The following is a 22,914-nucleotide window of genomic DNA, read 5'->3' on the forward strand; positions in this document are numbered from 1 at the left end:
GCATCCGGCGGCGGGGAAACGCGCCGCACGGCGGAGAAACGAGTAACGATGGCCATCACTATCGAGTGGGAAGCCGAGGCCGCCGACCTCGACATGGTCGGCGACCGGGCGGGTCTGACGGCCGCCCGGACCACTGCGTTGCGGGAGCTGCGGGCGCTCGACGAGAACGGGGCGGCCGACACCTCCATGCGGAGCGGGGCCGCTATGACTGCGCCGCAAGGACATTCGGTGGATTCGCGGGCCGCACGCGTGGCGGTCGCGGTGCGGTCGGACCACGCGGGCAGCGCGTTGACCGGGGACGGCGCGGCGCGCCCGGCGTCCAAATTCCCCGCGTTGTGGTGGGCGACCCAGGATTCCGCCCTGTGGCGGGGGAGTGAGCGGTGATGAACAATTCGATCGCGTGGGAGGCCGAGGCGGATCTCGTCGTGGTGGGCGGTGGGGTTGCGGGGCTGACGGCCGCGCGGACCGCCGCGCTGCGCGGGCTGCGGGTGCTGGTGCTCAGCAAGGGCGGGCCGAACGATACGTCCACGCAGTATGCGCAGGGCGGGATCGCCGTGGTTGCGCCGCACGGGGACTCGGTGGAATCGCATGTCGAGGACACCGTGGTCGCCGGGGCGGGGCTGTGTGAGGTCGAGGCGGTGCGGTCGATCGTCGAGGGCGGGGTGGAGGCCGTCGAGGCGCTGACCGCGCTGGGCGCGGTGTTCGATCAGGGCCGGGACGGGCAGGTGTCGCGGACCCGGGAGGGCGGGCACAGTACGCGGCGGATCATTCACGCCGGTGGGGACGCCACCGGGGCCGAGGTGCAGCGGGCATTGAATGCGGCCGGGCTGCCGGTCATGTTCGGGACCGCCGTCGTGGATATCGTGACCGGGCCCGAAGGGGTGCGGGGCGTGATCGCGGTGTCGGACAAGGGGTTCGGCCTCGTGCATGCGCCCGCGGTGCTGCTGGCGACCGGTGGGTGCGGGCAGTTGTACGCGTGCAGCACCAATCCGGCGGGTGCGACCGCCGATGGGATCGCGCTGGCCTTGCGGGCCGGGGCGGTGGTGTCGGATCTGGAGTTCGTGCAGTTCCATCCCACCGTGCTGTTCACCCCGGGCGGGGTGGGCCGGCGGCCGCTTATCAGTGAGGCGGTGCGCGGGGAGGGCGCGATTCTCGTTGATTCCCTGGGGGAGTCGGTGATGGCGGGGGTGCATCCGCGGGGCGATCTGGCTCCGCGCGATATCGTCTCGAAGGCCATTACGGCGCGCATGCGCGACCTCGGCGCCGATCATGTGTATCTGGACGCGCGCGCCCTGGCGGGGTTCGAACAGCGGTTCCCCACGATCACGGCGTCGTGCCGGGCCGCCGGAATCGATCCGCGCGCCGATCTCATTCCGGTCGCCCCGGCCGCGCACTTTCAGTGCGGCGGTGTGGTGACCGATACCCACGGCCGCACAACGGTTCCCGGTCTGTTCACCGCCGGTGAGGCGGCGCGCACCGGGCTGCACGGCGCCAACCGGCTCGCCTCCAACAGCCTGCTGGAGGGTCTGGTGGTCGGCGGGCGCGTCGGGGCCGCGGCGGTCGAGCGGCTCGGTGCGGCCGAGCGGATCGGCGAGGTCACCGTGCGCGCTTACCCGCGCGCAGACCGGAAGCTGTTGCAGGAGTTGATGACCCAGCACGCGGCCGTGGTCCGCGACGGCGACGGCCTGCGCGGTGCGGTGCTGCGGTTGATGGGCCTCATTGCCGACAACAGTGCGACCGACGAGGTGGTGCACGCGAATCCGGCCGCCGCCATTCGCGATCTGGAGGATGCGGCGCTCACGCTGACCGCCCGGGCGCTGCTGCTGGCGGCGTCCGCGCGCACCGAAAGCCGCGGCTGCCATACCCGTTCCGATCATCCGGAGGCCCGGGACGAGCTGCGGCGGTCCATTGCGGTGCGGCTCGGAGCCGACGGCCGGCCGCAACGAGTTATCGAAGAAGGAGTGCAGTAATGGCCCTCGACGCCGGACTCGATCGCGACGAGGTGCTCGCGCTCATCCGCACGGCCCTCGACGAGGATTTGCGGTACGGGCCCGATATCACCACGCTCGCAACGGTTCCCGCCGATGCGGTGGCGAAGGCGGCCATGGCGTCCCGGCAGCCGGGCACCATTGCCGGCCTCGATGTCGGCCTGCTGGTGCTCGACGAGGTGATCGGCGCGGGCAACTACGAGATCACCGAGCGGGTGGCCGACGGCACCCGCGTGCAGCCGGGCGACACGGTGCTGCGCCTGGTGGCCCCGACTCGCGGCCTGCTCACCGCCGAGCGCACCATGCTCAACCTCGTGTGTCATTTGTCCGGTATCGCCACCGCGACCTCGGCGTGGGTCGACGCGGTGGAGGGCACGAGCTGCCGAATCCGCGACAGCCGCAAGACTTTGCCCGGTTTGCGAGGTTTGCAGAAGTACGCGGTCCGGGTCGGCGGCGGCGTCAACCACCGCATGGGTCTCGGCGACGCCGCGCTCATCAAGGACAACCATGTGGTCGCGGCCGGTTCCGTGGTCAATGCCCTGCGCGCGGTCCGCGAACTGAACCCGGACATCGAATGCGAGGTCGAGGTCGACAGCCTCGAACAGCTCGACGCCGTCCTCGGCGAGGATGTGGAACTGGTCCTGCTGGACAACTTCCCGCTGTGGGCCACCCAGGCCGCCGTGCAGCGCCGCAACACCCGCTCACCACGGACGAAACTGGAATCCTCCGGTGGTCTGACGCTGGCGGACGCGGCCGATTACGCCCGCACGGGCGTCGACTACCTCGCCGTCGGCGCGCTCACCCACTCGGTGCGCGTCCTGGATCTCGGCCTGGATATGTGACGGATCCGGGCCCGGATATGTGATTCCGCCTCAGCGGCGGTAGCTGGGTTCGTTGATCGTCCCGCAACCGCCGCAATCCGGGCACCAGCTGTACGACCCGTCGTCGCCGAACAGTTTTCCGCCCCCGCCGCAGAAGCCGCAGTACCGCCAGCCTCGCTCGGGGGCGACATTGTCGAGGACCACATTCAGGAATAACGCACGAAACGCCATGCTGATACACCTCGCGGCTAGTGGGATTCCCAAATATCTTGGGACCTGCCGCGGGATCTGTCCCGAAAACGGAGCAACCAGCCGGTAAGCGGTCTTTACAAACCGAATTCCCGCGGATCCAGATGCAGCACCTGACAGGCTTCCTGCACCGCCGCCACCTCATGGGCGTCGAAGCTGCCGTCGGCATTGCCGATCATGATGCCGATCTGCACGACCGCGCGCGCCTCGGTGGCTTTCCCGGTGGCCTTGGCGATCTGCTGCATCACATAGGCGCGTCCGAAGGCCGGATCCATGGTGATCCGATTGCAATTGTCCTCGAACAGATTTCGCAATTCATCGGTCGGAAAGTGCTGCAATATCGGGTCCGCGCCGATCAACTGCGCCACCCGCATCCGCTCGTCCGGATCGATACTGCCGTCGGCCGCCGCGACGAGTGCGCAAATCCCCATGGTCGCGTCCCGGAAAGACCCGCCCCGCAACTCGTTCCGCTTGGTGAGCAACTGCTCACGCCACTTCGGCGCGCTCTCCAGCAACCGGCTGATCGAGTGGGCGTTGGAGACGAGACGGTGCAGGAAGGCCATGACACACTCCGAATACGCGCTGATATACCAACCGCACCCTAACAGTCTGCCGCCCGGTAGGTGCCTGCGAATTTATTCGCCGACAATCGGTCAGCAGACCTACTTTCGAGTAACCGCGAAACGGCGCTCACGCGGTGAGTTCGCGCTCCAGGGGCGTGCGAAAGCGGGGGATGGGCCGCACCTCGCCGTACCACGCGGTCATGCGCGCGGCCTCCGCCTCGATCAGCGCTTTCGCATCCGCGCCGACGTCTTCCAAGAGGCGCCAGACGATTTCGCCGTCGGGCCGCTGCGCCCAGCCACCGACGATCCGGCCGTCCCACCAGATGGTCGGGCCGACATTGCCATTGCGGTCGAACAACGCCGGCGCGTGCGCGCCGAGATACCAGTCGCGGGCCTGCCAGCCCATGGGCGTCGGATCCAGCGCCGGCAGCAGCGCCGCCCACGGTTCGGGCGCGGGCACCGGATCGAGATCGTCGGCGAGCACCAGCCCGGTGCCGCCGTCCAGATCCACCTCGACCGTCTTCACCTGAGCGAGGGCCTTCCGGACCTCACCGACAGTCCACCCGGTCCACCACTTGATATCGCTCACGGGCGCGGGACCGAAGGCGTACAACCACTTTCGCACCAGCTCGGCGCGCGCCTCCTCGACGGGCATCTCCGGAATGCCCGCGGGGAGCCAGGATTCGATGGGCGCCCAGGTGTACTGACTACTGGACCAGCTGCCGTTCGGGCGGCCGCGGACAATGCGGCCTTCCGCGCCCAGTGTCACCAGGACCCACGTTGTGATATTGGTCGGCTTCGAATACGGCTTGCCCGGGGCGGTGTCGACCTGGGTGCGCAGCCGGGCCACATCCTTGCTCAACTGGGCGCCGGTGGCGCTACCCCGGGTGAGCAGGGCCCGATGGGTCTCCGCCTCGACCTCGGCCCACCAGGCGGCGATATCGCCGTCCACCGCTCCGGCTTGTTCGAGGTAACGGCTGTAGGTCTTGCGCTGCTTGTGCGCCAGCGCGTCCGCGCACGACGCCTGCAACGCGGGCAACAACTCGATCGGCGCGACGAACATGGTGCGCCGCATGGCCAGCAGGCGCAGCAACGTCCGATCCTCGTACAGCGCCTTCTCCACATGCCCCGGCTCGATGGACCGCGAGCGCGCCGCGACAGACAAATAGACCGTGGCCGGATCGGTGGCATGCAGCACCACCATGGACCGCACGATCTCATCGACATCATCGGTGCGCACCGGTGTCGCCAGCCGATGCCGCACCGCCAGCCGAGCCCGCCGCTCCGCGGCATCCATCGAACGCATGCGCGAATCGTAGCCGCCGGCGCCGACAACGGCCGCGCTACGCCGACCCGGCCGCCGCGTACGACAGGAACTCCTGCCGCGTACGACAGGAACGCCCGTCGCGTACGACAGGAACGCCCGTCGCGTACGACAGGAACGCCCGTCGCATGGCGGGAATTCTCGTCGCATGGCGGGACTCCCGTCACATGGCAAGGAACTCCCCGCCGCGGGACGGAACCCCTATTCGTCATCCCGGCATGCTTTTGGCCGGGATCTCCCACGACGGGTGAGATTCCGGCCAAAAGCGCGCCGGAATGACGAGGGGCGTGCGGGCGGATGGGTGAGGGCGCGTCGCTACGCGGGAGATCGATCGAGCGCCCGGCGGTTGCGGCGCGGTGGCCGGGCTCGGTGTGGCGGCCGTGCGATGATCACGCTCATGCGGGTGCGGTCGCGGTTCTCGGCGATCTTCGGAGCGGTGCTGACCTCGGTTGCCGCGCTGGTGGTGGCGATGCCCGCGGTGTCGGCCGAGCCGGATGGTTCCGGGGTGGGGGTGCGGCCGGTGACGCTGATCGTGGATGGTGAGGAGGCCACGGGGCGGGTGTACGAGCCGGGTGGGCCGGTGCGGGATCTGATTGTCGCGGTGCACGGGTATGGCAGGGGGTCCGAGGATTTCGGCGATTACCTCGTGGGGCTGGCGCGGCGGACGGGGACGCCGGTGCTGGCTATGGATCAGCGGTCCGCTGTGAGTGGCTGGCGTACGGGGGAGTGGAATGTGTGGGCCGGGTGGCGGGATACGGTGGCGGCCACGCAGTGGTATCGCGGGGAGAATCCGGGGATCGGGCGGACCGTGCTGTGGGGGTGGAGTCAGGGCGGTATCACCAGTGGGCTCGCGGCGGCTTATGCGCCGCCGGGGACCTTCGACTATTGGGTCGACACCTTCGGGCATGCGGACAGCTTCAGCGCGTGGTTGAAAGCCGCTCTGCTGAACGGGAACATGCGAGCGCAGATCGAGCGGGATGCGGGCGGGTGCGCGCCGGTGCTGTGCCCGCAGGCGTATGCCGAGCGCTCACCGGCACTGCTGGCGGGGCGCATCAATGTGCGGCGCACGCTGCTCGTGCACGGCACGGATGACGCGGTGGTGCCGTATCCGACCACCGTCGAGATGCGGACCGCGCTCGCGCTCAGCGGTAAGCCGGTGTCGGTGTATACCGTTGTGTCCGGGCGTGATCCGGACGGTCGCGTGGTTCCCGGATTTCACGGTCCGAGCCCGGCGTTCTTCGAATCCGGCTGTGTCGTCGAACGATTGCTGCTCGGCACGGAACCGGTGACCGGCGGTGACCACGACTATCTGATCGATCTGGCGCGCGGCGTCGACACCGCGCCGCCGGCCCCGCCGAATGCCGTGTGCGCGGGCTGATTGCGGATCTATTCGGCGCTGACCGCGTCCACGATGTTCAATCTCGCCGCCCGCAACGCCGGTGGAATCGCGCCCAGCAGGCTCAAAGCCAGTGCGCCGGCGCTGAATACGGCCAGCAGCGGCCCCGGGCGGAAGGTGACGTCGATGCCCATCAGGTCGGTGGCGAGCAGTGAATACAGGAACTGATTGGTGAGCCCGAACGCGACGCCGAGCCCGGCCCCGACCACGCCGATGGCGGCGGCCTCGGCCAGCACCATGCGCAAAGCGAACCGGCGGCTCGAACCGACCGCGCGCAGAATGCCCAGCTCGCGACGGCGTTCCAGCAGCGCCAGCGTCAGCGTGTTGAGCAGCGCCATGGCGGCGATGAGGGCGACGATCACCAGCATGATGCGGGACAGCACCAGGCCCTGCTGCATGGCCTTGCCGACGCCGTCGAGCGCCGCCGGCCCGGAGTACACGTGGATCTCCGGGGGCACGACTTCCCGTACGGCCGCGAGCAATTCGCTCGGATCGGTGCCCGGTGCGGCATCGACCTGCAAGGTGGTGGCGCCGGGCCGGTCGAACCAATCCCGCATGAGCGTCAGGCTGATGGACGCGGTGCCGGTGAGCGCGGAGAAGTAGGACACCGTATCCAGCACCCGGGTGCGCTGCTCGCCGCTGGGCGTCTGCACCGCGAGCTCGTCCCCGGCCGAAACCCCCAGTGTGCGAGCCAGATCGCGAGACAGCACCACACCCTCGCCCGCCAGCAGCCGCCGCTGTGTCTGCGTGTCGAGCCCGTGCGACATCGCATAGTTGCTGTCCGGTTCGACCCCGTAGACAAGGGCTTTCGTGCCGCCGAACGAGGCGAACGCCAGCTGTCCCTGGACCACCCGGCCCACGCCGGGCACGGCTGCGACCTTGTCCGCCAAACCCTCCGGGAGCAGCGGCGTCGGCACCGCGTCCTCGGGAGTGACGCTCACCCAGACGTCGTTGTCGCCGATGGAGGCGAAAGTGTCACGCGCCGAACGCACCGCGTCGGCATTGGCCCCGGTAATGGTCACCGTCATGGCGACGGCGATGGTCACGGTGATCAGCGTCGCCCACACCCGGCGCGGCGCCCGATCGATATTCACCCCGGCGAGCACGCCCGCGGGCCCCAGCCGCCGCGCCAGCGATCCGGCGAGCCGCACGATCGGACCGGTCAGCGCGAAGGCCAGCGCGATCTCCGCGGCGAACGCGACACCCAGTGCGGCCGAGGCGAACAGCCCGAGATTCGCCCGCGTGACCAGCACCGCCAGCCCCGCGAGCAGCACGCCGAGCACGCCCGCGATGATCAGCAACCGGCGCGGCAGTGCATCGGCCTGCGAACCCCCGACCGGGGCCAGCGCCTCCACCGGAGCCACCCGATACACCTGCCGGGCCGCCACCGCCGAGGCTGCGAGACTGGTCAGCACGGCAGCCGCCACCGCCGCCGGAATCGCGTACCAGGGCAACAGGTATTCCATGCGCGCCTCGAGCACCTGCGTGAACGCCCCGGGCAGCAAACTGATCGCGTACCTCCCGGCCAGCACGCCCAGCGGTGCGCCCAGCAGCCCGCCGACCACCCCGAGCACCGCCGCCTCCGCCAGCACATCGCGCACGATCGTCTGCCTGCGCCCGCCGATGGCGCGCAGCATGGAGATCACCGGCCGCCGCCCGGCCAGGGCCATGCTCATGGTGTTGTAGATGAGGAACGCCGCCACCACGAAGGCGATGGCCGCACCCTGGGCGGCCATGAACCGCAGCATGACAATGCCATTGCCGGTCTGCGCCGCCCGCATGGCCGGCTCGCCCACCAGCGCCCGCCCGGCCACGGCCGCGACGACGGCCGAACTCACCTGCGCCGCATCGATATTCGAATCGGTCATGACCAGCACGGAATCGAGCTGCCCGAGCCGACCGGTGATCTTCTGCGCCAAGGGCAGCGGAGCCACGAGATAGTGGCCGCCATTGAGCCGCGCCAACTCCTCACCCGCGAGCACGGCCGCGACGGTGACGCGGCTCGAACCCACCTGCAGCGAATCATCTTTCGCATAACCCGCCGCCGGACCGGCGAGCACGCCATTGGGCGTACTCAGCAGCGCCGCCAGCTGCTCACCCTGCACCGCGCCCTGCAGATCGCTGTCCAGCGCGGCACTGGACGCGTCCACCCCCAGCACCAGCAGCCGATTCGCATCCTGGCCCACCGTCGCGCGCAGCATCGGCACCGCCGCCGTGACCCCCGGCACCCGCGCCACATCGGCCCGCACCTCCTGCGGGAACCCGGCATCGGTGACGCCGGAAACCTCCAGCGCCGCATCGCCCGCGAGCCCGGTGGCGAGCCGCTCGACCGACCCGGTCAGCGATCCGGAGATCCCGACCACCGCCACCAGGAACGCCGACGACACCGCCATCACGAACACCGACGCCGCGGTCCGCCCCCAGTGCGTCGCGAACTCACGAATATTGAACAGCCGCAGCCGATCCAGCAGCGCGATCATGGATCGACCGTAGTCTGGCCCAGACAGCGCTGTCCACGACGGACCGCAGCGTTGGTCTCGACGAGGACGGGACACAGCGATCCGGGGTGGTTCTCACGAGAGTTGTTGCTGCTGCGACGACATGGCCGTACGCCGGGCCCGCTCCGCGGGGAACGGTCGTGCGGCGAGTTCGGCCATCGTCATCGAACTGGTGAGGATCCCGGCAGGCAGCCCGTTCCCGGCGCGAACTCGCCACGACGGTGGGCGCGGTCGTACGGGTCGTACAACGAGTCGTCGACGAAGTCGTTGTCCTCGGCGCCGCCCGAAATCCCCGTGAACGTGGCGATTACGTCGTCACGAGGCGCCGCCATACGCCGTCGGGCGTGAGGGTGCGGCACTAAATCGGCAACTGCGGTGCCGTCTACCGTGACCGTGTAGGACCGTCGGGTGCGCACCTCGCGCAAGATTCGGCTGGCCTCGCCGCGAAGTTCACGCTGCGAGATCTCAGACGGCTCGGCGGGCGTGCCCATCTTTTGATCCTATCGGCCGTGACTGCGGGGCTGATACGGATGTGCCACACCAAAGCTGCCGCGATCCGTGCGGTCGGCGGCGTGACACTGCTCGACCGCCCTGCGCGGACCGGGAACAGGTCAAGGAGTATTACGGTTGGTCGAGGGGTCAGGGGCCCGATGAGGGGCCCGGTACAACAGGGAGGCAGTGATGAACACGCCGGTGGATCCGACCTACACGTGGAACGGTGCGGAATTGGATCTGGACGCGTATCTGGCGCGCATCGGCTATACCGGCGAGCGCACGCCCACCCTGGAAACGCTGCGCGGGCTCATCTACGCGCACACCACCAGCATGCCGTTCGAGAATCTGGAGATCATCTTCGGCCGCGGCATCCCCCTCGATGTCGAGACCTTGCAGGACAAGATGATCCGGCGGCGCCGCGGCGGCTACTGCTACGAGAACGTCGGCCTGTTCGCCGCCGCCCTCGAACGGCTCGGCTTCGAGTTCACGGCCCTGTCCGGGCGCGTCACCATGGGAGCCACCGCCCTGCGCCCCGCCACCCACGCCCTGCTGCGCGTCAGCCCGGCCGACGACGACCGCGACTGGCTGGCCGACGTCGGCTTCGGCTCGGGTCCGCTCGGACCCGTCGAACTCACCCCCGATCGCGGCGAATTCGCCCTCGGCGCATGGCGTTACCGCCTGGAACGCGGCATCGGTGCGCTGGACAGCGAACTGTGGACCCTGCACCAGTTCGGCCCGGAGGGCTGGATCTCCCGGCACACCTTCACCATGAACCCGCAGTACCGGATCGACTTCGCGGTGGGCAACCACTTCGTCTCCACCTCGCCGCGGTCGCCGTTCACCGCGCGCCCGTTCGTGCAGCGCTTCCATCCGGACGCGCACCACGTCATCGACGGCACCACCTGGACCACCGTGCGCCCGGACGGCGCCGCCGAGACCCGGGAGTTGGAACCGGCCGAACTGCCGAAGGTTCTCGAGGAAGTGTTCGACATCGAACTCGACGCCGCCGATGCGGCGATCCTCACTCGGGCGGATTGGGCCTCGACGCGCTGACCTGCGGATACCTGAATACTGTCACGCCGACGTCACGTGAATGCGGCGAAGATCTCACCGAGATCTCGCTCATATCTCACGCTGACGTCGGCGCGACGCGCAACGCCCGCTACACTCGTGCGGGGAAACAAGCGGGCAACCGCCTCGTCACAGTCGTCTCGGAGAACTTCGGAGTAGTGCCATCGAAACCGGCCAAGTGATCGCAGGGCATTACCGCCTGGTCGAACGGATTGGTAGCGGCGGCACAGGTGTCGTCTGGCGGGCCGTCGACGAACGGCTGGAACGCTCGGTGGCGATCAAACAGATCATCACCCAGCCGAGCCTGTCGCCTGCCGACAAGGACATCGTGCGGCAGCGCGCCGCGCGGGAAGCCCGCAATGCCGCCCGCTTCCAGCATCCCAATGCCATCGTCGTATTCGACATCACCGAGCACGAGGGCGACCCGTGCCTGGTCATGGAATATCTGCCGTCGCAGAGCCTCGCCGTGGTGCTGTCCTCGCAGGGCACGCTGCCGCTGCCGCAGGTCGCGCGCATCGGTGAGCAGGTCGCGTCGGCGCTCATCGCCGCGCACCGCGCCGGCATCGTGCACCGCGATGTGAAGCCGGGCAATATTCTGCTCGGCGACAACGGCGCCGTGAAGATCACCGACTTCGGCATCTCCAAGGCCAAGGGCGACGTGACCCTCACCGCCACCGGATTGATCTCCGGCACCGCCGCCTACCTCGCCCCCGAGGTGGCCCGCGGCGCGGAGCCGTCGCCGGCCGCGGACGTCTTCTCCCTCGGCGCGACGCTGTTCCACGCGCTCGAAGGCGAACCGCCCTACGGCACCAACCCGAATCCGCTGGCGCTGCTGTATGCCGCCGCCAATGGTCAGATCGGTGAGCCGCGCAATGCCGGACCGCTCGGCGAGCTGCTGCTGAGCCTGCTCAGCTTCGAGCCGGAGGACCGGCCGAGCATGCTCGAGGTGCGCGACATCATGGCGGAGTTCGCCGAGGTCGGGCCGGATGCCGCCGCCACCCGCGTGCTGGCCTCCCGGCGCGGCGGAGTGCAGGAGCGGCCCGCCGAACCGGCCACCCCGCGCCCGCCGCGGCAGGCGCCGCGCCCGGTCACCCGGCAAATGGATCGCCGCGCCGCGAATGTGGACCTGCCCACCGGCGCCATGAGCCAGGCGGCGCTGCTGGCGACCCCGCCGCCGCAGCCGCCGATCTCGGCCGGGCCGCCGACCCAGGCCACGCCCGGGCCGTATCACGAAGAGCCCAAGTCGAAGAAGAAGATCCTGGTGGCGGCGCTGGTCGCGGCCATCGTCGTGGCGGGAGCGGTCGTCTTCGGCGTGCTCAGCTCCGGCGGCTCGGACAATACGGGCACCGATTCGGGCAGCGTCTCGGCCACCCGCGAATCCACCTCCTCGACCACCAAGGCGGGCTCCGCCGCGCTGGGGCAAACCAAGAGCGCCGGCCAGATCGGCGTCATGGAAGCCGCCGACGTGATTCAGAAGTTCTATGACGGACTCGTCTACCTGAACTTCTCCGAGGCCTGGTCGCAACTGACGCCCGCCGCCCAGCAGGTGTACGGGAATCAGCAGGCCTTCACCAGCTACTGGACCTCGAACCGGGTCACCCGGTACTCCGAGATCAGCGGTGCGCGCGGCAACGACAGCCAGAACTCCGACGGTTCGGTGGACATGGCGGTCGCCAGCGTGACCTACGGCAGCAAGAACAAGTCGGTGGAACTGCGCGTGGTCGACACCGGCAGCGGTATCCTGATCGACAGCGACACCAAGTAGTCCTCTCCTCCCGCGACTGTCGAGCAACAACCCTGCGCCGCGCCGGAATCCGGTGCGGCGCAGCCTTGTCAGCGGGACTTCGCTGCGAGCCGTCCGTGTTCATGCGGTCGTCACGAGTCCAGATCGCCGGTTGCAGGTGTGGGCCGCGTCTGCGGGTGTGTGCTGTGCGTCGCGAGTGCAAGCAGCGCGACTCGCCGGTGCCGGGTCGGTGCGGCGGGCGGCAACCTGCGGGGCAGACTGGCCGGATGAACCATCAGCTGGGCGCGATTGTCTGTGCGCTGCTCGCCGCGCTGTGTTTCGCGGTGGCGGCGGTCGCCCAGCAGCATACGGCGGCGGGGGTGGGCGCGGGGGAGTCGCTGGTTCGCGAACTGCTGCGCAATCCGCGTTGGTGGGCGGGGGTCGGCGGGGACGTGGCGGGGTATGGGTTGCAGGTTGCCGCGCTCGCCCTGGGGGCGGTGCTGTTGGTGCAGCCGATTCTGGTGAGTGCGCTGGTTTTCGCGCTGCCCTTGGCGGCGCGCGTCAATCGGCGCAGGATCGCGGCGCGGACCTGGGTGGTCGCGCTGGCCTTGGTCGCGGCGCTGGCGTGCTTCCTGATCGTCGGCAATCCGACCGAGGGGAATTCCACTGCGCCCCTCGCGGAGTGGATAGTCCCCTTGGCAGTTCTGCTGGGGCTGGTCGGCGCGGCGGTGGTGGCCGGGGGCGCGAGCGGTGATCCGGCCCGGCGGGCCCTGCTGTTCGGCGCCGCGGGCGGCGCGCTGTACGGTCTCGCCGCCGCGCTGACCGTCTATGTCACCGGGCTGTTCGAGCACGGCATCGGGCAGGTGCTCGGCAGCTGGCAGACCTGGGCGCTGGTGGCGTCGGGAATCACCGGGGTGTACTTGCAGCAGCGGGCATTTCAGGCGGGACCGCTCGCGGCCTCACTGCCCGCCGTCACCATCGCCGAACCCCTCGCCGCGGCCTTCATCGGCCTCACGGTGCTCGAGGAACGCCTGCGCACAGGAGGTTTCGGGCTCGTCGTGGTGGGGCTGACCGTGATCGTGATGTGCGCCGCCACTGTCCGTCTGTCCCGGGTGCAGGCCGAAGCGTGACCTCTATCGCAATGCAGTTGCGGTGGTTAGCCTTTCGTTATGAACGTCCGCCAGATGCTCGAAAGCGAGCGCGGGGAGCTGGTCGAACTGCTTCGTTCGCTGTCCCCGGATCAATGGGAAACGCCGTCGTTGTGCACGGGCTGGACGGTCCGGGATGTGGTGTGCCACTTGCAGACCGATACCGTCTCGCTGTCCAGCTACGGTTTGCTCGGGTTGCGCAACCGGTTTTCCGTGAACCGCGTCAATGCCGCTCTCGTCGAGCGGTTCCGGCAGCTGCCCACCGCGGAACTGGTGAAGCGGCTGGACGGTCGGTTCGGTTGGTTCGCCAAGCTGTCCCCGGGCCTGGCGCTGTCCGATACGTTCGTGCACCAGCAGGACATCCGGCGACCGCTGGGTCTGGAACGCAAGGTGCCCGAGGAACGCCTGGTGCACGTGCTCGGCAACCCGGATCCGTTCGCCGCGCCGGGCCGCTATATGAAGGGCCTGCGCTGGGAGGCCACCGATGTCGACTGGGCCAAGGGGACCGGTCCCGTCGTGCGCGGGCCGGGGGAGGCCCTGGCGCTCGCCATGGTCGGCCGCGGCGTCGCCGTGGACGATCTCGAGGGTGACGGCGTCGCACTCGTCCGGGAGCGCTGCAAACGCTGATCTCGTGCGGGCCCGCCGCCGGCCTCCGGCTCAGCGGCCGGTCACGGGCGCGGCCTCGGCGGCCAGCCCCGACAGCAGTTGCAGCGCCGCGGCGCTGGGGGAGTCCGGTTCCACCGTGTGGGCGACCAGTCCTTGATCGGGATCGTCCGGGAGACGCAGGGTTTCGAAGCCGAGATCGAGGCGGCCGACCACCGGATGCAGGTACACGTAGCGGCCGTGGGTCTTGTCCTTGAGTTCGTGGCGCTCCCACAGCGCGCGGAATTCCGCGGACTCGGACAGATTCTCGATGAGGTCCGCGATATCCGGATCGCCGGGATTGCGGGTCGCATCGAGCCGCAGATAGGCCACCACATCCGAAGCCTTGGCGGGCCAATCCTCGTACAGCTCGCGCATGCCCTCGTCGAGGAAGACCAACCGCGCCAGATTGCGCTCCCGCGGCGGCAGCGCGCCGAAATCCGTGATCAGGGCGGCCGCCAGGCGGTTCCACGCCAGCACGTTGGTGCCGCGGCCGACGATGTAGGCGGGAACGTCGGCGGCCGAGTCCAGGAGCCGCCGCAAGCCCGGCCGCACCTGCTGCTTCGCGGGCGGCTCCTCACCGTCCCAGGGCCGCGCGAGCCGATACAGGTGATCGCGTTCCACCTGGTTCAGCCGCAGCGCCCGCGCCACCGCATCCAGTACCGACTCCGAAAAGTGCAGGGTGCGGCCCTGTTCCAGGCGCACATAGTGGTCCACGCTGACCCCGGCCAGCAGCGCCAGCTCCTCGCGGCGCAGCCCGGGAACCCGGCGGCGCGCGGTGTGGTCCACCAGGCCTACCTCCTCGGGGCGCAGCCGGGCGCGGCGGGAGCGCAGGAATTCGCCGAGTTCGGCACGACGGTCCAAGGTCATGCGACCAGTATCCAGGGGCGCGGAAACCGGAGCCTGGTCATGCCGTGCCCAGGCTCGCGCGGCACTGTTTACACCCCTTGCCGACGACGAAAGTAGTGGTCACAGCCGGAACCGATCCGGCGGCGCGGCTTGCAGCCGGGCGAGATTTCCCTACAGGAGATACGAATGACCACTACCCGTCCCCTCGGCGACACCGGCATGGACATCACCCCGCTCGGCTTCGGCACCTGGGTGATCGCCGGCTCCGGCTGGGAGTACTCGTGGGGAGCCACCGAGGACGCCGACTCCATCGCCGCCATCCGGCACGCGATCGGCCGCGGCATCAACTGGCTCGACACCGCCCCCGCCTACGGCCTCGGCCACGCGGAAACCCTCGTCGGCCGGGCCCTGGCCGACATCCCCGAATCGGAGCGGCCGTACCTGTTCACCAAGACCGGCTTGATCTGGGAAGAGGGCGACGACCGCTCCGGCCCGCCGCGCCGCATCATGCGCCCCGATGTGGTCCGCCGCGAACTCGAGGACTCCCTGCGCCGCCTGCGCGTCGACCAAATCGACCTGTACCAGGTGCACTGGCCCGACACCGGCGCGGTCTTCGTCTACGGCGGCGAAGGCGAGGGCGTCGCCACCCCGACCCCGCTGGAGGAGTACTGGCAGGTCATGGCCGACCTGAAGAAGGAAGGCAAGGTCCGCGCCATCGGCCTGTCCAATCACAGTGCCGCCGAACTGGATCGGGCCGAAGCCGTCGCCCATGTCGACGCCGTCCAGCCGCCCTTCTCCGCCATCAACCGCTCCGCCGCCCCCGAGATCGCCTGGGCGCACGCGCACAACACCGGCGTCATCGCCTACTCGCCGCTGCAGTCGGGCCTGCTCACCGGCGCCTTCACCGCCGACCGCGTGCTCGCGGCCGACGACTGGCGTGCGGCCAGCCCGGATTTCACCACCGGCCTGCCCGCCAACCTGGCCCTGGTCGACGCCCTGCGCCCGATCGCGGCCCGGCACGGCGTCACGGTCGCCGAAGTGGCGCTGGCGTGGGTGAATTCGTGGCCCGGAATCACCGGCGCCATTGTCGGCGCCCGTACCCCGGCGCAGATCGACGGCTGGGCCTCGGCCGCCGACCTGACCTTGACCCCCGCCGACCTGGAAGCGATCGCCACCGCCATCACGGCAACCGGCGCGGGCACCGGCCCCGCCCGTCCGTGACGGCTCTGCGAAAAGTGTCAGATCAATTCCGCTCCAAGGAGATTCACCCATGACACTGCACGTCGTCGCCGAGTTCCGCGCCCATGCCGGTCAGGAGGACCGCCTGCGCACCGCACTCGAGGCCATGATCGAGCCCTCGCTGGCCGAGCCGGGCTGTCGCGTCTACCAGCCCTTCACCAACCCCAACGATCCGTCCCACATGGTGCTGGTCGAGGAGTGGACCGGCGCGGCCGCGCTCGACGAGCACTTCCTCACCCCGCATTTCCACCACGTGGTCGGCGTGCTGGCCGGCATCCTCGCCGAGCCCATGACCGTCCGGCGGCTCGTAGCGGAGTGAAACCGCTTGCCCGTGGAGTTCCAGAATCATCCAAGAGCAGCTCGAGATCCGGCCCATACGGTCGTGCCGATCGGATGAAACGGGCTGCGGCGCACGGACCGTGGCCCCCGGGCAAAAGGAGAAACTCCCATGGCTGATCGGACACGGCGGTATCGCGGCAGGCGATTGCTGGCGGCGTGCGCGTTGAGCGTGCTGGCGGCGGGCGGTGCGGTGGCCGGAGCACCCGCGGCCACCGCGGCGACCGCACCGTCGATCAATCAGTGTCTGGCGTTCAAACCCCTTCTCGTACAGGGTGTGCAGAACCAGGCCGGGTGCGTGGCGGCGGTGCAGTCGTTCCTGCACGCGTACTACCGCACCGCGGTGGACGGGAAATTCGGGCCGGAGACACGCGACCATGTCAAGCTGTTCCAGCACGCCAAAGGGCTGCGCGGGGACGACGTGGACGGAAAGGTGGGTCCCGTCACGTGGGGACTCATCGATCGGGAATGCGGGGTCCGAGGCGATTGCGACTACCACGCGACCTACTGACGCCGCGTATCAGCAGAAGCGGCCGGTGCCCTCGTAGCGGAGCTCGGTGCTGCCGACGCCGATGATGTCGCCGTCGGAAAGCACCGTGCTGGAAAGGATCTGGACACCGTTGACGTAGATCCCGTTAGCGGAGCCCAGATCGTGGATCACGACGCCGGCCCGGCGCACCACCACCCGGGCGTGCGTCCGGCTCACCCGGATGTCGGAGAGCACCAGATCGTTGTCCGCGCCACGGCCGATGCGCAGACCCCGGGTGGGCACCTCGATCGTGCGGCCGTCGTCCAGTCGCAGCGTCGCGACCGGCGCCGTATCGGGTCCGGCCGTCGCCGTCCGGCCCGGTGCGGCGCGCGGCGGGGGCGCCGGTCCACGGCGCAGGATGGCATCGCGGAGGGCATCGGTTTCCGGGTCCGGGTCCAAACCCAGTTCCGCGCACAGGTTGCGCCGAACCCGGTGGTAGGCGTCGAGCGCCTCGCCCCGGCGGCCCGCCGCGTACAGGGCGCGCATGAGCCGCTGCCACAAGCCTTCGTGCAGCCGGTACACGCCGGTGAGCGCGGTCAGCGTGGTGATCACGGAATCCGCGCGGCCGCAGGCGGTTTCCGCGTCCGCGCGAGCCAGTTCGACGCCCAGCCGGCGTTCGGCCATATCGGTGGCGAACCGGCCGGAGAAGCCGACGTGCAGCCCGGCGACCGGTTCGCCGCTCCACTGTGTCAGGGCGATGCCGAAGGATTCGGCCGCCGCCGCGTGGTCACCGCGCGCCGCCGCGGCCAGCCCCGCGGTCCGCGCCGCCTCGAATCGTCCCACGTCGCACTGGTCATCGCTGATCAGCAGCTCGTAACAGCTCCCGGGGAGCGTGCGCAGCGCGGTGTCATCACCGGCCGCGGCACGCAGTTCCCGGCGCAACTCACACACATACCCGTGCACACTGGCCTGCGGATTCCCGGGTGGATCCCCATCCCACAGCGCATCGATCAACACCCGGGAGGACACACCGACGCGCCGATTGACGGTCAATACGGCCAGCAGTGTCTGGGGTTTGGGCCCGCCCACCGGCACGGCACGGCCGTTCACGAGCAGCCGCACCGGACCGAGCAGCCGAATATCCAGTTCCGCCACACGCAACACCCACTCCGGGTCGGAACGAATACAGCATCGCACAGAGCGAAACCGCTCCGGCACTCCGGAATTCGCACCCGCACCGAGGGAACAGGGTGAGAATGCTGAGTGAGCTGCCTGCGGAGGTGCGCGATGTCCGGCTCGGATCTGGTGCCCGGGACGGTATTCGCCGGTCATCTCATTGTCGAACGGCTCGGGTCCGGCGGCATGGGAACGGTGTACAAAGCCAGGCATCCGCGGCTGCCGCGGCAGGTGGCGCTGAAGGTGCTGCGGCGCCCGGAGGATCCGGATCCCGGATTCCGCGCCCGGTTCGACCGCGAAGCGGAACTGGTTGCGCGGCTGGATCATCCGAATATCGTCGACGTCTACGATCGCGGCGTGACCGAGGCGGGCGTCGCCTGGGTCTCGATGCGGTTCCTGCCCGGCGGCGATGTGGCGGCACTGCTGCGGCGGGAGCGCCGTGGGCTGGAGCCGCGCCGGGCCGTGCATATCGTGACCGAGACCGCCAAGGGACTCGATCACGCCCACGCGCACGGCATCGTGCACCGGGATGTGAAGCCCGCCAATATCTTCCTCGGCACTGAGGGCCGGGTGCTGATCGGTGACTTCGGCATCGCCCGCAGCACCGACACGGCGGCGACCGTCACCGCGGACGGTGTCCTGCTCACCGCCGCCTACGCCGCGCCCGAACGCGTGGCGGGTGGACCGGGTGACCCGCGCGCGGATGTGTACGCCCTGGGTGTGACCCTCTACCAGCTGCTCACCGGCCGGTTACCGGATGCCGCCGGGTCCTCGTCCCGGCGGCTGCCGCCGGGGCTGGGCGCGGTCGTCGCCAAGGCCACCGCAGCCGATCCCGGCGACCGCTACCCGAGTTGCGGTGCGCTCGCGGCGGCGGCGGCCGCGGCGTTGCGACGCGGCAGGCCCGCGGCGTTGCGCCTGGCGGGAACCGGCGCCGTCGCGCTGACGGTGATCACCGCCGTGATCCTGTGGGCGACGGTGGGGCCGCGGTCGATCGCACCGGTCGCCCGGGTGCCGCTCGCGATGGTGCCCATCCCCGGGGATCGGGCGCTGTTCTGCCCGGTGCCGTACCTGAAATCGGACCGGGGGCCGGTGAGCATGTGCACCGAGTACCTCCGCGAGGGCGCGGACGACAAGGCCCGCCACGGCTACTACTACCCGCTCACGCACACCTGGGAGCCCGGCGCCGCATTCACCCGCCTGGAGTGGAAGGACCATTACGAGTCCCAACCGGACGGCGGTGTCTTCGTGGGCGGCGGGTTCGTCGTGCACGAGGGAACCGGCGTCGTGAGCGCGGGCCACTACTACGACGCGCACCGCGAACACGGCCAGTTCACCCGGATGGTGTGGGCGGGGCCGCAGCGCTTCTCGGCGATCATGCGGGTGTGCCCCGGTGATTTGTCGCGGTGCTGAACGCGGCGATATCCGGTACCCGAGCCGCCCGTGCGGTCGCGGCCGGTAAGCTCTACGTCGTGATCTCGCGGATTGAATCGACGGCGCTGCTGGTGTGCGCGCTCGTCGTATCCGCATGGACCGTGCTCTTCATGGCTGCGGCCGAGCCCAATTCGCTCATCGTGCTCGGTGCCGCGGCCATTGTCGCCCTGACCGCCGCCCTGCTCGCCACTCGCGGCCCGCTGCTGCTGGTCACCGCGAATTCCGGGCCGCCGGAATCGGCCGGTCGCCGGCTGCGCGGCGCGTTCCTGCGGCAGAGCAATCCCGACACTGCGGGGCGTCCGCGCCCACGAGCTCCCGGGGCCGTTCCGGCCTGACCCTGCCCGGATAACGGCACGGTCGGGCAGACGTCCGCCCCGATTCACTTCACCCGCGCGCTGTCGCGGGTGCCTCGCAGTGAGGTCCCATTTCCGTGCTCGATTTCATTTATTACCCCGTGTCCGGCGTGCTCTGGCTGTGGCATACGGCGTTCGCGTCGATACTCGGCGCTGCCAGCGGACTGGCCTGGGTGCTGGCCATCATCTTCCTGGTCATGACCCTGCGCGCACTCTTGCTGCGGCCGTTCCTCGCCCAGGTTCGTTTCCAGCGCGGCCTGGTCAAGATGCAGCCGCAGGTTCGGGAGATTCAGCGCAAGTACAAGGGCGACCGTGAGCGCCAAGCCGCCGAGATCGCGAAGCTGCAGAAGGAGCACGGCGTCAATGTGCTGCTCGGCTGTCTGCCGATAGTCGCCCAATCCCTCGTCTTCATCGGCCTGTTCCATGTCCTGCGCTCGTTCCAGAACGCCGACACCGCCAACTACGTGTTCTCCCCGGACCAGGTGCAGTCCTTCCTACAGGCGAAACTGTTCGGCGCGCCGCTGGCCGAAACCCTGGGCACCGCCGGTGACGCCTTCGGTTCCGTTGCCGCCGTGGCCATTCCGCTCATGATCATCGCGGCCATCGCGACCCACTTCACCGCGCGCTTCTCCATCGCCCGCCAGCAGGAGACGGCCGTCGCGCCGAACCCCCAGGTGAACCTGATGAACAAGCTATCGCTGTGGGTCTTCCCGGCCGGTGTCCTGGTCGCCGGTGCGGTGCTCCCGGTGGCGATCCTGCTCTACTTCGTCACCCAGAACGCCTGGACCTACGTGCAGCAGCATCTGGTCTACCGCCATCTGGACGCGCGCGAAGCCGAGCCCGTGCCCTGATTCCGCCGCGGCGATGAACTCGCTCGTCCCGGTACCACCGCGCTCGTGCGCCACATGGACCCATCCGGTCAGCACCGCGATGGCCAGCAGGACGACGACCGCGACGAGCGCGGCGATCGCGGCCTGGAACAGCCGTGTGCGCAGGGTGCGGCGGCGCTGCCGAACCATGGACTCGGACAGGAACTCTCGCGCCAGCCGGTTGGAGGTGCCGGTGCGGTGCAACCAGTCGATCGCATCCTCGAGCCGGGTGCGGCGGTAGAGCAGGCGCGGCGGCCGGCCCTGGCGCGCCCACTCCCGGGCGTCGGCCTCGATGCGGGGGCGCACCGCCGCGAATTCCCGTTCCTCGGCCAGCCATTCGGTCATCCGCGGCCAGGCGGTGAGCAGTCCGTCGTTCACCAGCTCGATATCGTCGCGGTGGCGCACCACGATGCGCACCTTGGTCAGCCACGCGATGACCGCCGCCGTCGCCTCCGGATCCTCGGCCTCGAGAATCAGCGTTTCCGGCGACAGCCGATTGCGCTGGGCGGCGGTCGGTCCCAGGAAGACCAGATTCACCAGCACATTCCGCGCCGCCACCCGATCGCGGTCGCTCATGGCGGACCAGAGGGTCTCGCAGCCCCTGCCGACCGCCCCGGCCACGCCGCCCGATTCGGTGTACGCCTCCAGCGTCAAGGTGTTGCCGCGCCGGTTCTCCCAGGTCGTGGCGAGGACATAGGAGAGGATGGGCAGGCGGATGGGATTGTGCGGATCGAAGCTGGCCAGATCCCGCAGCAGCACCTCGATCAGGCTGTCCTCGATCTTCACCCCGGTCACCGCCGCGGCCCGGGTGATCGCCTCCCGCATCTCCGCTTCCGACATCGGCTCCAGCAGCAGCGACGGATTCCGCAGCGGTTCCAGCGCCGGATGATTCGCCAGATCGGTGAGATAGGCGCTGTCACAAGCCAAGACGACCGTGGTGCGCGGCTCGGCCGTCGGCGCCGACAGCTCCACCAGCCGGGCCAGGAACCCCTCCGCGACCTCGGCCGCGCAGCGGGCGAAGAGGAACTCGCCGCGATCCACCAGCAGCAGCCGGGGCCCGGGCCCGGCGGCGTCCAGGGCCGCGTCGAGATCGTCGCCGGGCACCACCGCCACGGCCGTCCGCGGTCCCGGATCGGCCTGCAACCCGGCCGCCAGCAGCGAGGACTTGCCGACCCCGCGCCCGCCGAGCAGCAGGACCAGCGCCGGCCCGGGACCGGATTCGGCCGCCTCGACCAGATCCCGCAGCCGCGCCAGCGCCGCGCCGCGCCCGAAGAACAGATCGGCGTCCTCCGGGCGGTAGGCCGACAGCCCGCGATAGGGCGCCCGGCCGGTATCGGCCCGCGGCTCCTGCACCGCGCGGGAGCTCTGCCATTCCGCGTGCCAGCGCGGCAGATCCAGCAGCGCGGTATCGAGCCGCCGATCGGGCGGGCGGGCGCGGGTCTGCTGAATCAGCACTTCCAGCACGGGCAGCACCGATTCGAAGGTGGCGGGGATGCGGTGACCATTGCGCCAATCGCTGATGCGCTGCGCGGTGATCGGGGTGCAGCCGGGGCGAATCCGGGTATTGGCGGCGCGGATCACCGATTTCACCGTCGGCGAGCCGGCGGCGGCGAACAGCGCCGACAGCCGCACGGCGAACGCGGCGCGGCCGTCGCAGCCGCCCGGATCCGCCCCGCCGGTCGAATCCGGTTGGCGGGGAGGTCGAGTCGCGCCCGGGTCGATCAAGGGCGCCCCCTACCGCCGCACGCCCGGGCCGGGCTGCGGAGCGATCGTGGATTCGGCGAGCACCGAGGAACAGGACAACCGCATACCCTCCACCGACGTTTCGAGCGAGTGCAGTGCTTGCTGTACCGAGTCGACGGTGTCCGGTGCGGGACTGGCACCGTCGATGGCCTGACCGAGCCGGGTCAAGGCGTCGTGCAATGCGGAGCCGGCGTCGGCGACGGCGGTGAAAGCCCGCCGCGACAAGGGCGAATCCATGGTATCGGTCGCCGCGTCGAACTCGGCGTCGATGGCGGCCGACAGGCGCGCCGCCTCCCGCACCCGGCGGCCGACCTCGGCCACGTCACCGCGTTCGGAGGCCGGTCCAATCCCGTTGAGCTGCTCGGACAGGGATCGGAAGGTGTTCTGCAGGCGGCCGACGCTGCGGCTGCCGACGGTGCAGTCGGCGGTATCGGGATCCGGGGCCGCGCCGGCGGCGGCCGGCTCGCGGGAGCAGCCGGCCAGGGCGGCGATCCGCATCAATGCCCCCACGAATACCAAACCCCCCCCGCC

22 protein-coding genes and 1 pseudogene are annotated in these 22,914 nt (G+C 69.9%); 14 read left to right on the plus strand and 9 right to left on the minus strand.

The annotated features are described in order from the left end of the window. Positions 1–48: 48 nt before the first annotated feature. Genes ACFVIV_RS37700 through nadC form a run of 3 tightly spaced genes read left to right on the plus strand, consistent with a single transcriptional unit; the run spans position 49 to position 2,830 of the window. Complete coding sequence (locus ACFVIV_RS37700; protein WP_379204905.1) at positions 49–384, plus strand: hypothetical protein; 336 nt, start codon at positions 49–51, stop codon at positions 382–384. Then, positions 384–1,970 (plus strand): L-aspartate oxidase, encoded by a 1,587-nt coding sequence (locus ACFVIV_RS37705; protein ID WP_379204907.1) that lies wholly within the window; start codon positions 384–386, stop codon positions 1,968–1,970. Before ACFVIV_RS37700 ends, ACFVIV_RS37705 begins: the two co-directional genes overlap by 1 nt. Beyond that, positions 1,970–2,830: a carboxylating nicotinate-nucleotide diphosphorylase gene (gene nadC, locus ACFVIV_RS37710; protein ID WP_379204908.1), complete on the plus strand. Its 861-nt coding sequence runs from the start codon at positions 1,970–1,972 to the stop codon at positions 2,828–2,830. The genes ACFVIV_RS37705 and nadC overlap by 1 nt, the downstream gene beginning before the upstream one ends. A 30-nt stretch (positions 2,831–2,860) precedes the next feature. Here nadC and ACFVIV_RS37715 read toward each other — a convergent pair whose 3' ends face one another. The 3 genes from ACFVIV_RS37715 to ACFVIV_RS37725 form a co-directional block, all read right to left on the minus strand. Continuing rightward, entirely contained in the window at positions 2,861–3,040 is a 180-nt protein-coding gene (locus ACFVIV_RS37715) for a hypothetical protein (RefSeq protein WP_379204910.1), read from the minus strand. A 95-nt stretch (positions 3,041–3,135) separates the two neighbouring features. Beyond that, positions 3,136–3,621: a tellurite resistance TerB family protein gene (locus ACFVIV_RS37720; protein ID WP_379204911.1), complete on the minus strand. Its 486-nt coding sequence runs from the start codon at positions 3,619–3,621 to the stop codon at positions 3,136–3,138. Between the two features lie 127 nt (positions 3,622–3,748). After that, a complete protein-coding gene (locus ACFVIV_RS37725; RefSeq protein ID WP_379204913.1) occupies positions 3,749–4,927 on the minus strand; it encodes a winged helix DNA-binding domain-containing protein in 1,179 nt (392 codons plus the stop codon). A gap of 403 nt (positions 4,928–5,330) precedes the next feature. Here ACFVIV_RS37725 and ACFVIV_RS37730 point away from each other — a divergent pair, with 403 nt between their 5' ends. Then, positions 5,331–6,323 carry an alpha/beta hydrolase family protein gene (locus tag ACFVIV_RS37730; protein ID WP_379204914.1) on the plus strand — a complete coding sequence of 331 codons (993 nt, stop codon included), beginning with the start codon at positions 5,331–5,333 and terminating at the stop codon, positions 6,321–6,323. A gap of 8 nt (positions 6,324–6,331) precedes the next feature. Here the strand turns inward: ACFVIV_RS37730 and ACFVIV_RS37735 are convergent, their stop codons facing one another. Together ACFVIV_RS37735 and ACFVIV_RS37740 are read right to left on the minus strand one after the other, a co-directional pair. Then, positions 6,332–8,821: an FtsX-like permease family protein gene (locus ACFVIV_RS37735; protein WP_379204916.1), complete on the minus strand. Its 2,490-nt coding sequence runs from the start codon at positions 8,819–8,821 to the stop codon at positions 6,332–6,334. A 179-nt stretch (positions 8,822–9,000) separates the two neighbouring features. Beyond that, complete coding sequence (locus ACFVIV_RS37740; RefSeq protein ID WP_379204918.1) at positions 9,001–9,330, minus strand: type II toxin-antitoxin system Phd/YefM family antitoxin; 330 nt, start codon at positions 9,328–9,330, stop codon at positions 9,001–9,003. Positions 9,331–9,520: 190 nt separating this feature from the next. Between ACFVIV_RS37740 and ACFVIV_RS37745 the strand changes: the two genes are divergently transcribed. The 4 genes from ACFVIV_RS37745 to ACFVIV_RS37760 all read left to right on the plus strand — a co-directional run bounded on the left by ACFVIV_RS37745 (position 9,521) and on the right by ACFVIV_RS37760 (position 13,903). Beyond that, on the plus strand, positions 9,521–10,387 hold the full coding sequence (locus ACFVIV_RS37745; protein ID WP_379204920.1) for an arylamine N-acetyltransferase: 867 nt from the start codon (positions 9,521–9,523) through the stop codon (positions 10,385–10,387). Positions 10,388–10,583: 196 nt separating this feature from the next. Next, positions 10,584–12,170 carry a serine/threonine-protein kinase gene (locus ACFVIV_RS37750; protein ID WP_379204922.1) on the plus strand — a complete coding sequence of 529 codons (1,587 nt, stop codon included), beginning with the start codon at positions 10,584–10,586 and terminating at the stop codon, positions 12,168–12,170. 245 nt (positions 12,171–12,415) lie between these two features. Then, complete coding sequence (locus ACFVIV_RS37755) at positions 12,416–13,258, plus strand: DMT family transporter (RefSeq protein ID WP_379204924.1); 843 nt, start codon at positions 12,416–12,418, stop codon at positions 13,256–13,258. A gap of 39 nt (positions 13,259–13,297) precedes the next feature. Continuing rightward, positions 13,298–13,903, plus strand: coding sequence for a maleylpyruvate isomerase family mycothiol-dependent enzyme (locus tag ACFVIV_RS37760; protein WP_379204925.1), 606 nt, complete (start codon positions 13,298–13,300; stop codon positions 13,901–13,903). A gap of 30 nt (positions 13,904–13,933) precedes the next feature. Here the strand turns inward: ACFVIV_RS37760 and ACFVIV_RS37765 are convergent, their stop codons facing one another. Then, complete coding sequence (locus ACFVIV_RS37765) at positions 13,934–14,788, minus strand: helix-turn-helix transcriptional regulator (protein ID WP_379204927.1); 855 nt, start codon at positions 14,786–14,788, stop codon at positions 13,934–13,936. 165 nt (positions 14,789–14,953) lie between these two features. Here ACFVIV_RS37765 and ACFVIV_RS37770 point away from each other — a divergent pair, with 165 nt between their 5' ends. The 3 genes from ACFVIV_RS37770 (at position 14,954) to ACFVIV_RS37780 (ending at position 16,853) form a co-directional block, all read left to right on the plus strand. Beyond that, positions 14,954–15,988, plus strand: a complete 1,035-nt coding sequence (locus ACFVIV_RS37770; protein ID WP_379204929.1) for an aldo/keto reductase — start codon at positions 14,954–14,956, stop codon at positions 15,986–15,988. Positions 15,989–16,037: 49 nt separating this feature from the next. Further along, positions 16,038–16,325 (plus strand): putative quinol monooxygenase, encoded by a 288-nt coding sequence (locus tag ACFVIV_RS37775; RefSeq protein ID WP_379204931.1) that lies wholly within the window; start codon positions 16,038–16,040, stop codon positions 16,323–16,325. Between the two features lie 129 nt (positions 16,326–16,454). Continuing rightward, the gene (locus ACFVIV_RS37780; RefSeq protein ID WP_379204932.1) at positions 16,455–16,853 is read left to right on the plus strand and encodes a peptidoglycan-binding protein; all 399 of its coding nucleotides are present in this window, start codon (positions 16,455–16,457) and stop codon (positions 16,851–16,853) included. Between the two features lie 9 nt (positions 16,854–16,862). Here ACFVIV_RS37780 and ACFVIV_RS37785 read toward each other — a convergent pair whose 3' ends face one another. Further along, on the minus strand, positions 16,863–17,966 hold the full coding sequence (locus ACFVIV_RS37785; RefSeq protein ID WP_379204934.1) for a BTAD domain-containing putative transcriptional regulator: 1,104 nt from the start codon (positions 17,964–17,966) through the stop codon (positions 16,863–16,865). A 132-nt stretch (positions 17,967–18,098) separates the two neighbouring features. Here ACFVIV_RS37785 and ACFVIV_RS37790 point away from each other — a divergent pair, with 132 nt between their 5' ends. The 3 genes from ACFVIV_RS37790 (at position 18,099) to yidC (ending at position 20,622) form a co-directional block, all read left to right on the plus strand. Continuing rightward, a complete protein-coding gene (locus ACFVIV_RS37790; RefSeq protein WP_379204935.1) occupies positions 18,099–19,397 on the plus strand; it encodes a serine/threonine-protein kinase in 1,299 nt (432 codons plus the stop codon). Positions 19,398–19,456: 59 nt separating this feature from the next. After that, positions 19,457–19,753 (plus strand): DUF6412 domain-containing protein, encoded by a 297-nt coding sequence (locus ACFVIV_RS37795; RefSeq protein ID WP_379204937.1) that lies wholly within the window; start codon positions 19,457–19,459, stop codon positions 19,751–19,753. Positions 19,754–19,848: 95 nt separating this feature from the next. Then, a complete protein-coding gene (yidC, locus tag ACFVIV_RS37800; RefSeq protein WP_379204938.1) occupies positions 19,849–20,622 on the plus strand; it encodes a membrane protein insertase YidC in 774 nt (257 codons plus the stop codon). Positions 20,623–20,901: 279 nt separating this feature from the next. Here the strand turns inward: yidC and ACFVIV_RS37805 are convergent. Further along, positions 20,902–22,272, minus strand: a pseudogene (locus ACFVIV_RS37805) (ATP-binding protein); the annotation flags it as partial. Positions 22,273–22,374: 102 nt separating this feature from the next. Then, the coding region (locus ACFVIV_RS37810) for a hypothetical protein (protein ID WP_379204940.1) at positions 22,375–22,914 on the minus strand (540 nt) is incomplete at its 5' end.

This window comes from Nocardia sp. NPDC127526, assembly GCF_042672265.1.
In the GTDB taxonomy this organism is placed as follows: Bacteria; Actinomycetota; Actinomycetes; order Mycobacteriales; family Mycobacteriaceae; genus Nocardia.

Excerpts from the sequence above, each read along its gene's own strand:
- ACFVIV_RS37780 (WP_379204932.1), top strand. The coding sequence starts at position 16,455 with ATGGCTGATCGGACACGGCGGTATCGCGGCAGGCGATTGCTGGCGGCG.
- ACFVIV_RS37720 (WP_379204911.1), bottom strand. The coding sequence starts at position 3,621 with ATGGCCTTCCTGCACCGTCTCGTCTCCAACGCCCACTCGATCAGCCGG.
- ACFVIV_RS37775 (WP_379204931.1), top strand. The coding sequence starts at position 16,038 with ATGACACTGCACGTCGTCGCCGAGTTCCGCGCCCATGCCGGTCAGGAG.
- ACFVIV_RS37705 (WP_379204907.1), top strand. The coding sequence starts at position 384 with ATGAACAATTCGATCGCGTGGGAGGCCGAGGCGGATCTCGTCGTGGTG.
- ACFVIV_RS37735 (WP_379204916.1), bottom strand. The coding sequence starts at position 8,821 with ATGATCGCGCTGCTGGATCGGCTGCGGCTGTTCAATATTCGTGAGTTC.
- ACFVIV_RS37740 (WP_379204918.1), bottom strand. The coding sequence starts at position 9,330 with ATGGGCACGCCCGCCGAGCCGTCTGAGATCTCGCAGCGTGAACTTCGC.
- ACFVIV_RS37715 (WP_379204910.1), bottom strand. The coding sequence starts at position 3,040 with ATGGCGTTTCGTGCGTTATTCCTGAATGTGGTCCTCGACAATGTCGCC.
- ACFVIV_RS37725 (WP_379204913.1), bottom strand. The coding sequence starts at position 4,927 with ATGCGTTCGATGGATGCCGCGGAGCGGCGGGCTCGGCTGGCGGTGCGG.
- ACFVIV_RS37755 (WP_379204924.1), top strand. The coding sequence starts at position 12,416 with ATGAACCATCAGCTGGGCGCGATTGTCTGTGCGCTGCTCGCCGCGCTG.
- ACFVIV_RS37765 (WP_379204927.1), bottom strand. The coding sequence starts at position 14,788 with ATGACCTTGGACCGTCGTGCCGAACTCGGCGAATTCCTGCGCTCCCGC.
- ACFVIV_RS37760 (WP_379204925.1), top strand. The coding sequence starts at position 13,298 with ATGAACGTCCGCCAGATGCTCGAAAGCGAGCGCGGGGAGCTGGTCGAA.
- ACFVIV_RS37730 (WP_379204914.1), top strand. The coding sequence starts at position 5,331 with ATGATCACGCTCATGCGGGTGCGGTCGCGGTTCTCGGCGATCTTCGGA.
- nadC (WP_379204908.1), top strand. The coding sequence starts at position 1,970 with ATGGCCCTCGACGCCGGACTCGATCGCGACGAGGTGCTCGCGCTCATC.
- ACFVIV_RS37745 (WP_379204920.1), top strand. The coding sequence starts at position 9,521 with ATGAACACGCCGGTGGATCCGACCTACACGTGGAACGGTGCGGAATTG.
- ACFVIV_RS37790 (WP_379204935.1), top strand. The coding sequence starts at position 18,099 with ATGTCCGGCTCGGATCTGGTGCCCGGGACGGTATTCGCCGGTCATCTC.
- ACFVIV_RS37700 (WP_379204905.1), top strand. The coding sequence starts at position 49 with ATGGCCATCACTATCGAGTGGGAAGCCGAGGCCGCCGACCTCGACATG.
- ACFVIV_RS37770 (WP_379204929.1), top strand. The coding sequence starts at position 14,954 with ATGACCACTACCCGTCCCCTCGGCGACACCGGCATGGACATCACCCCG.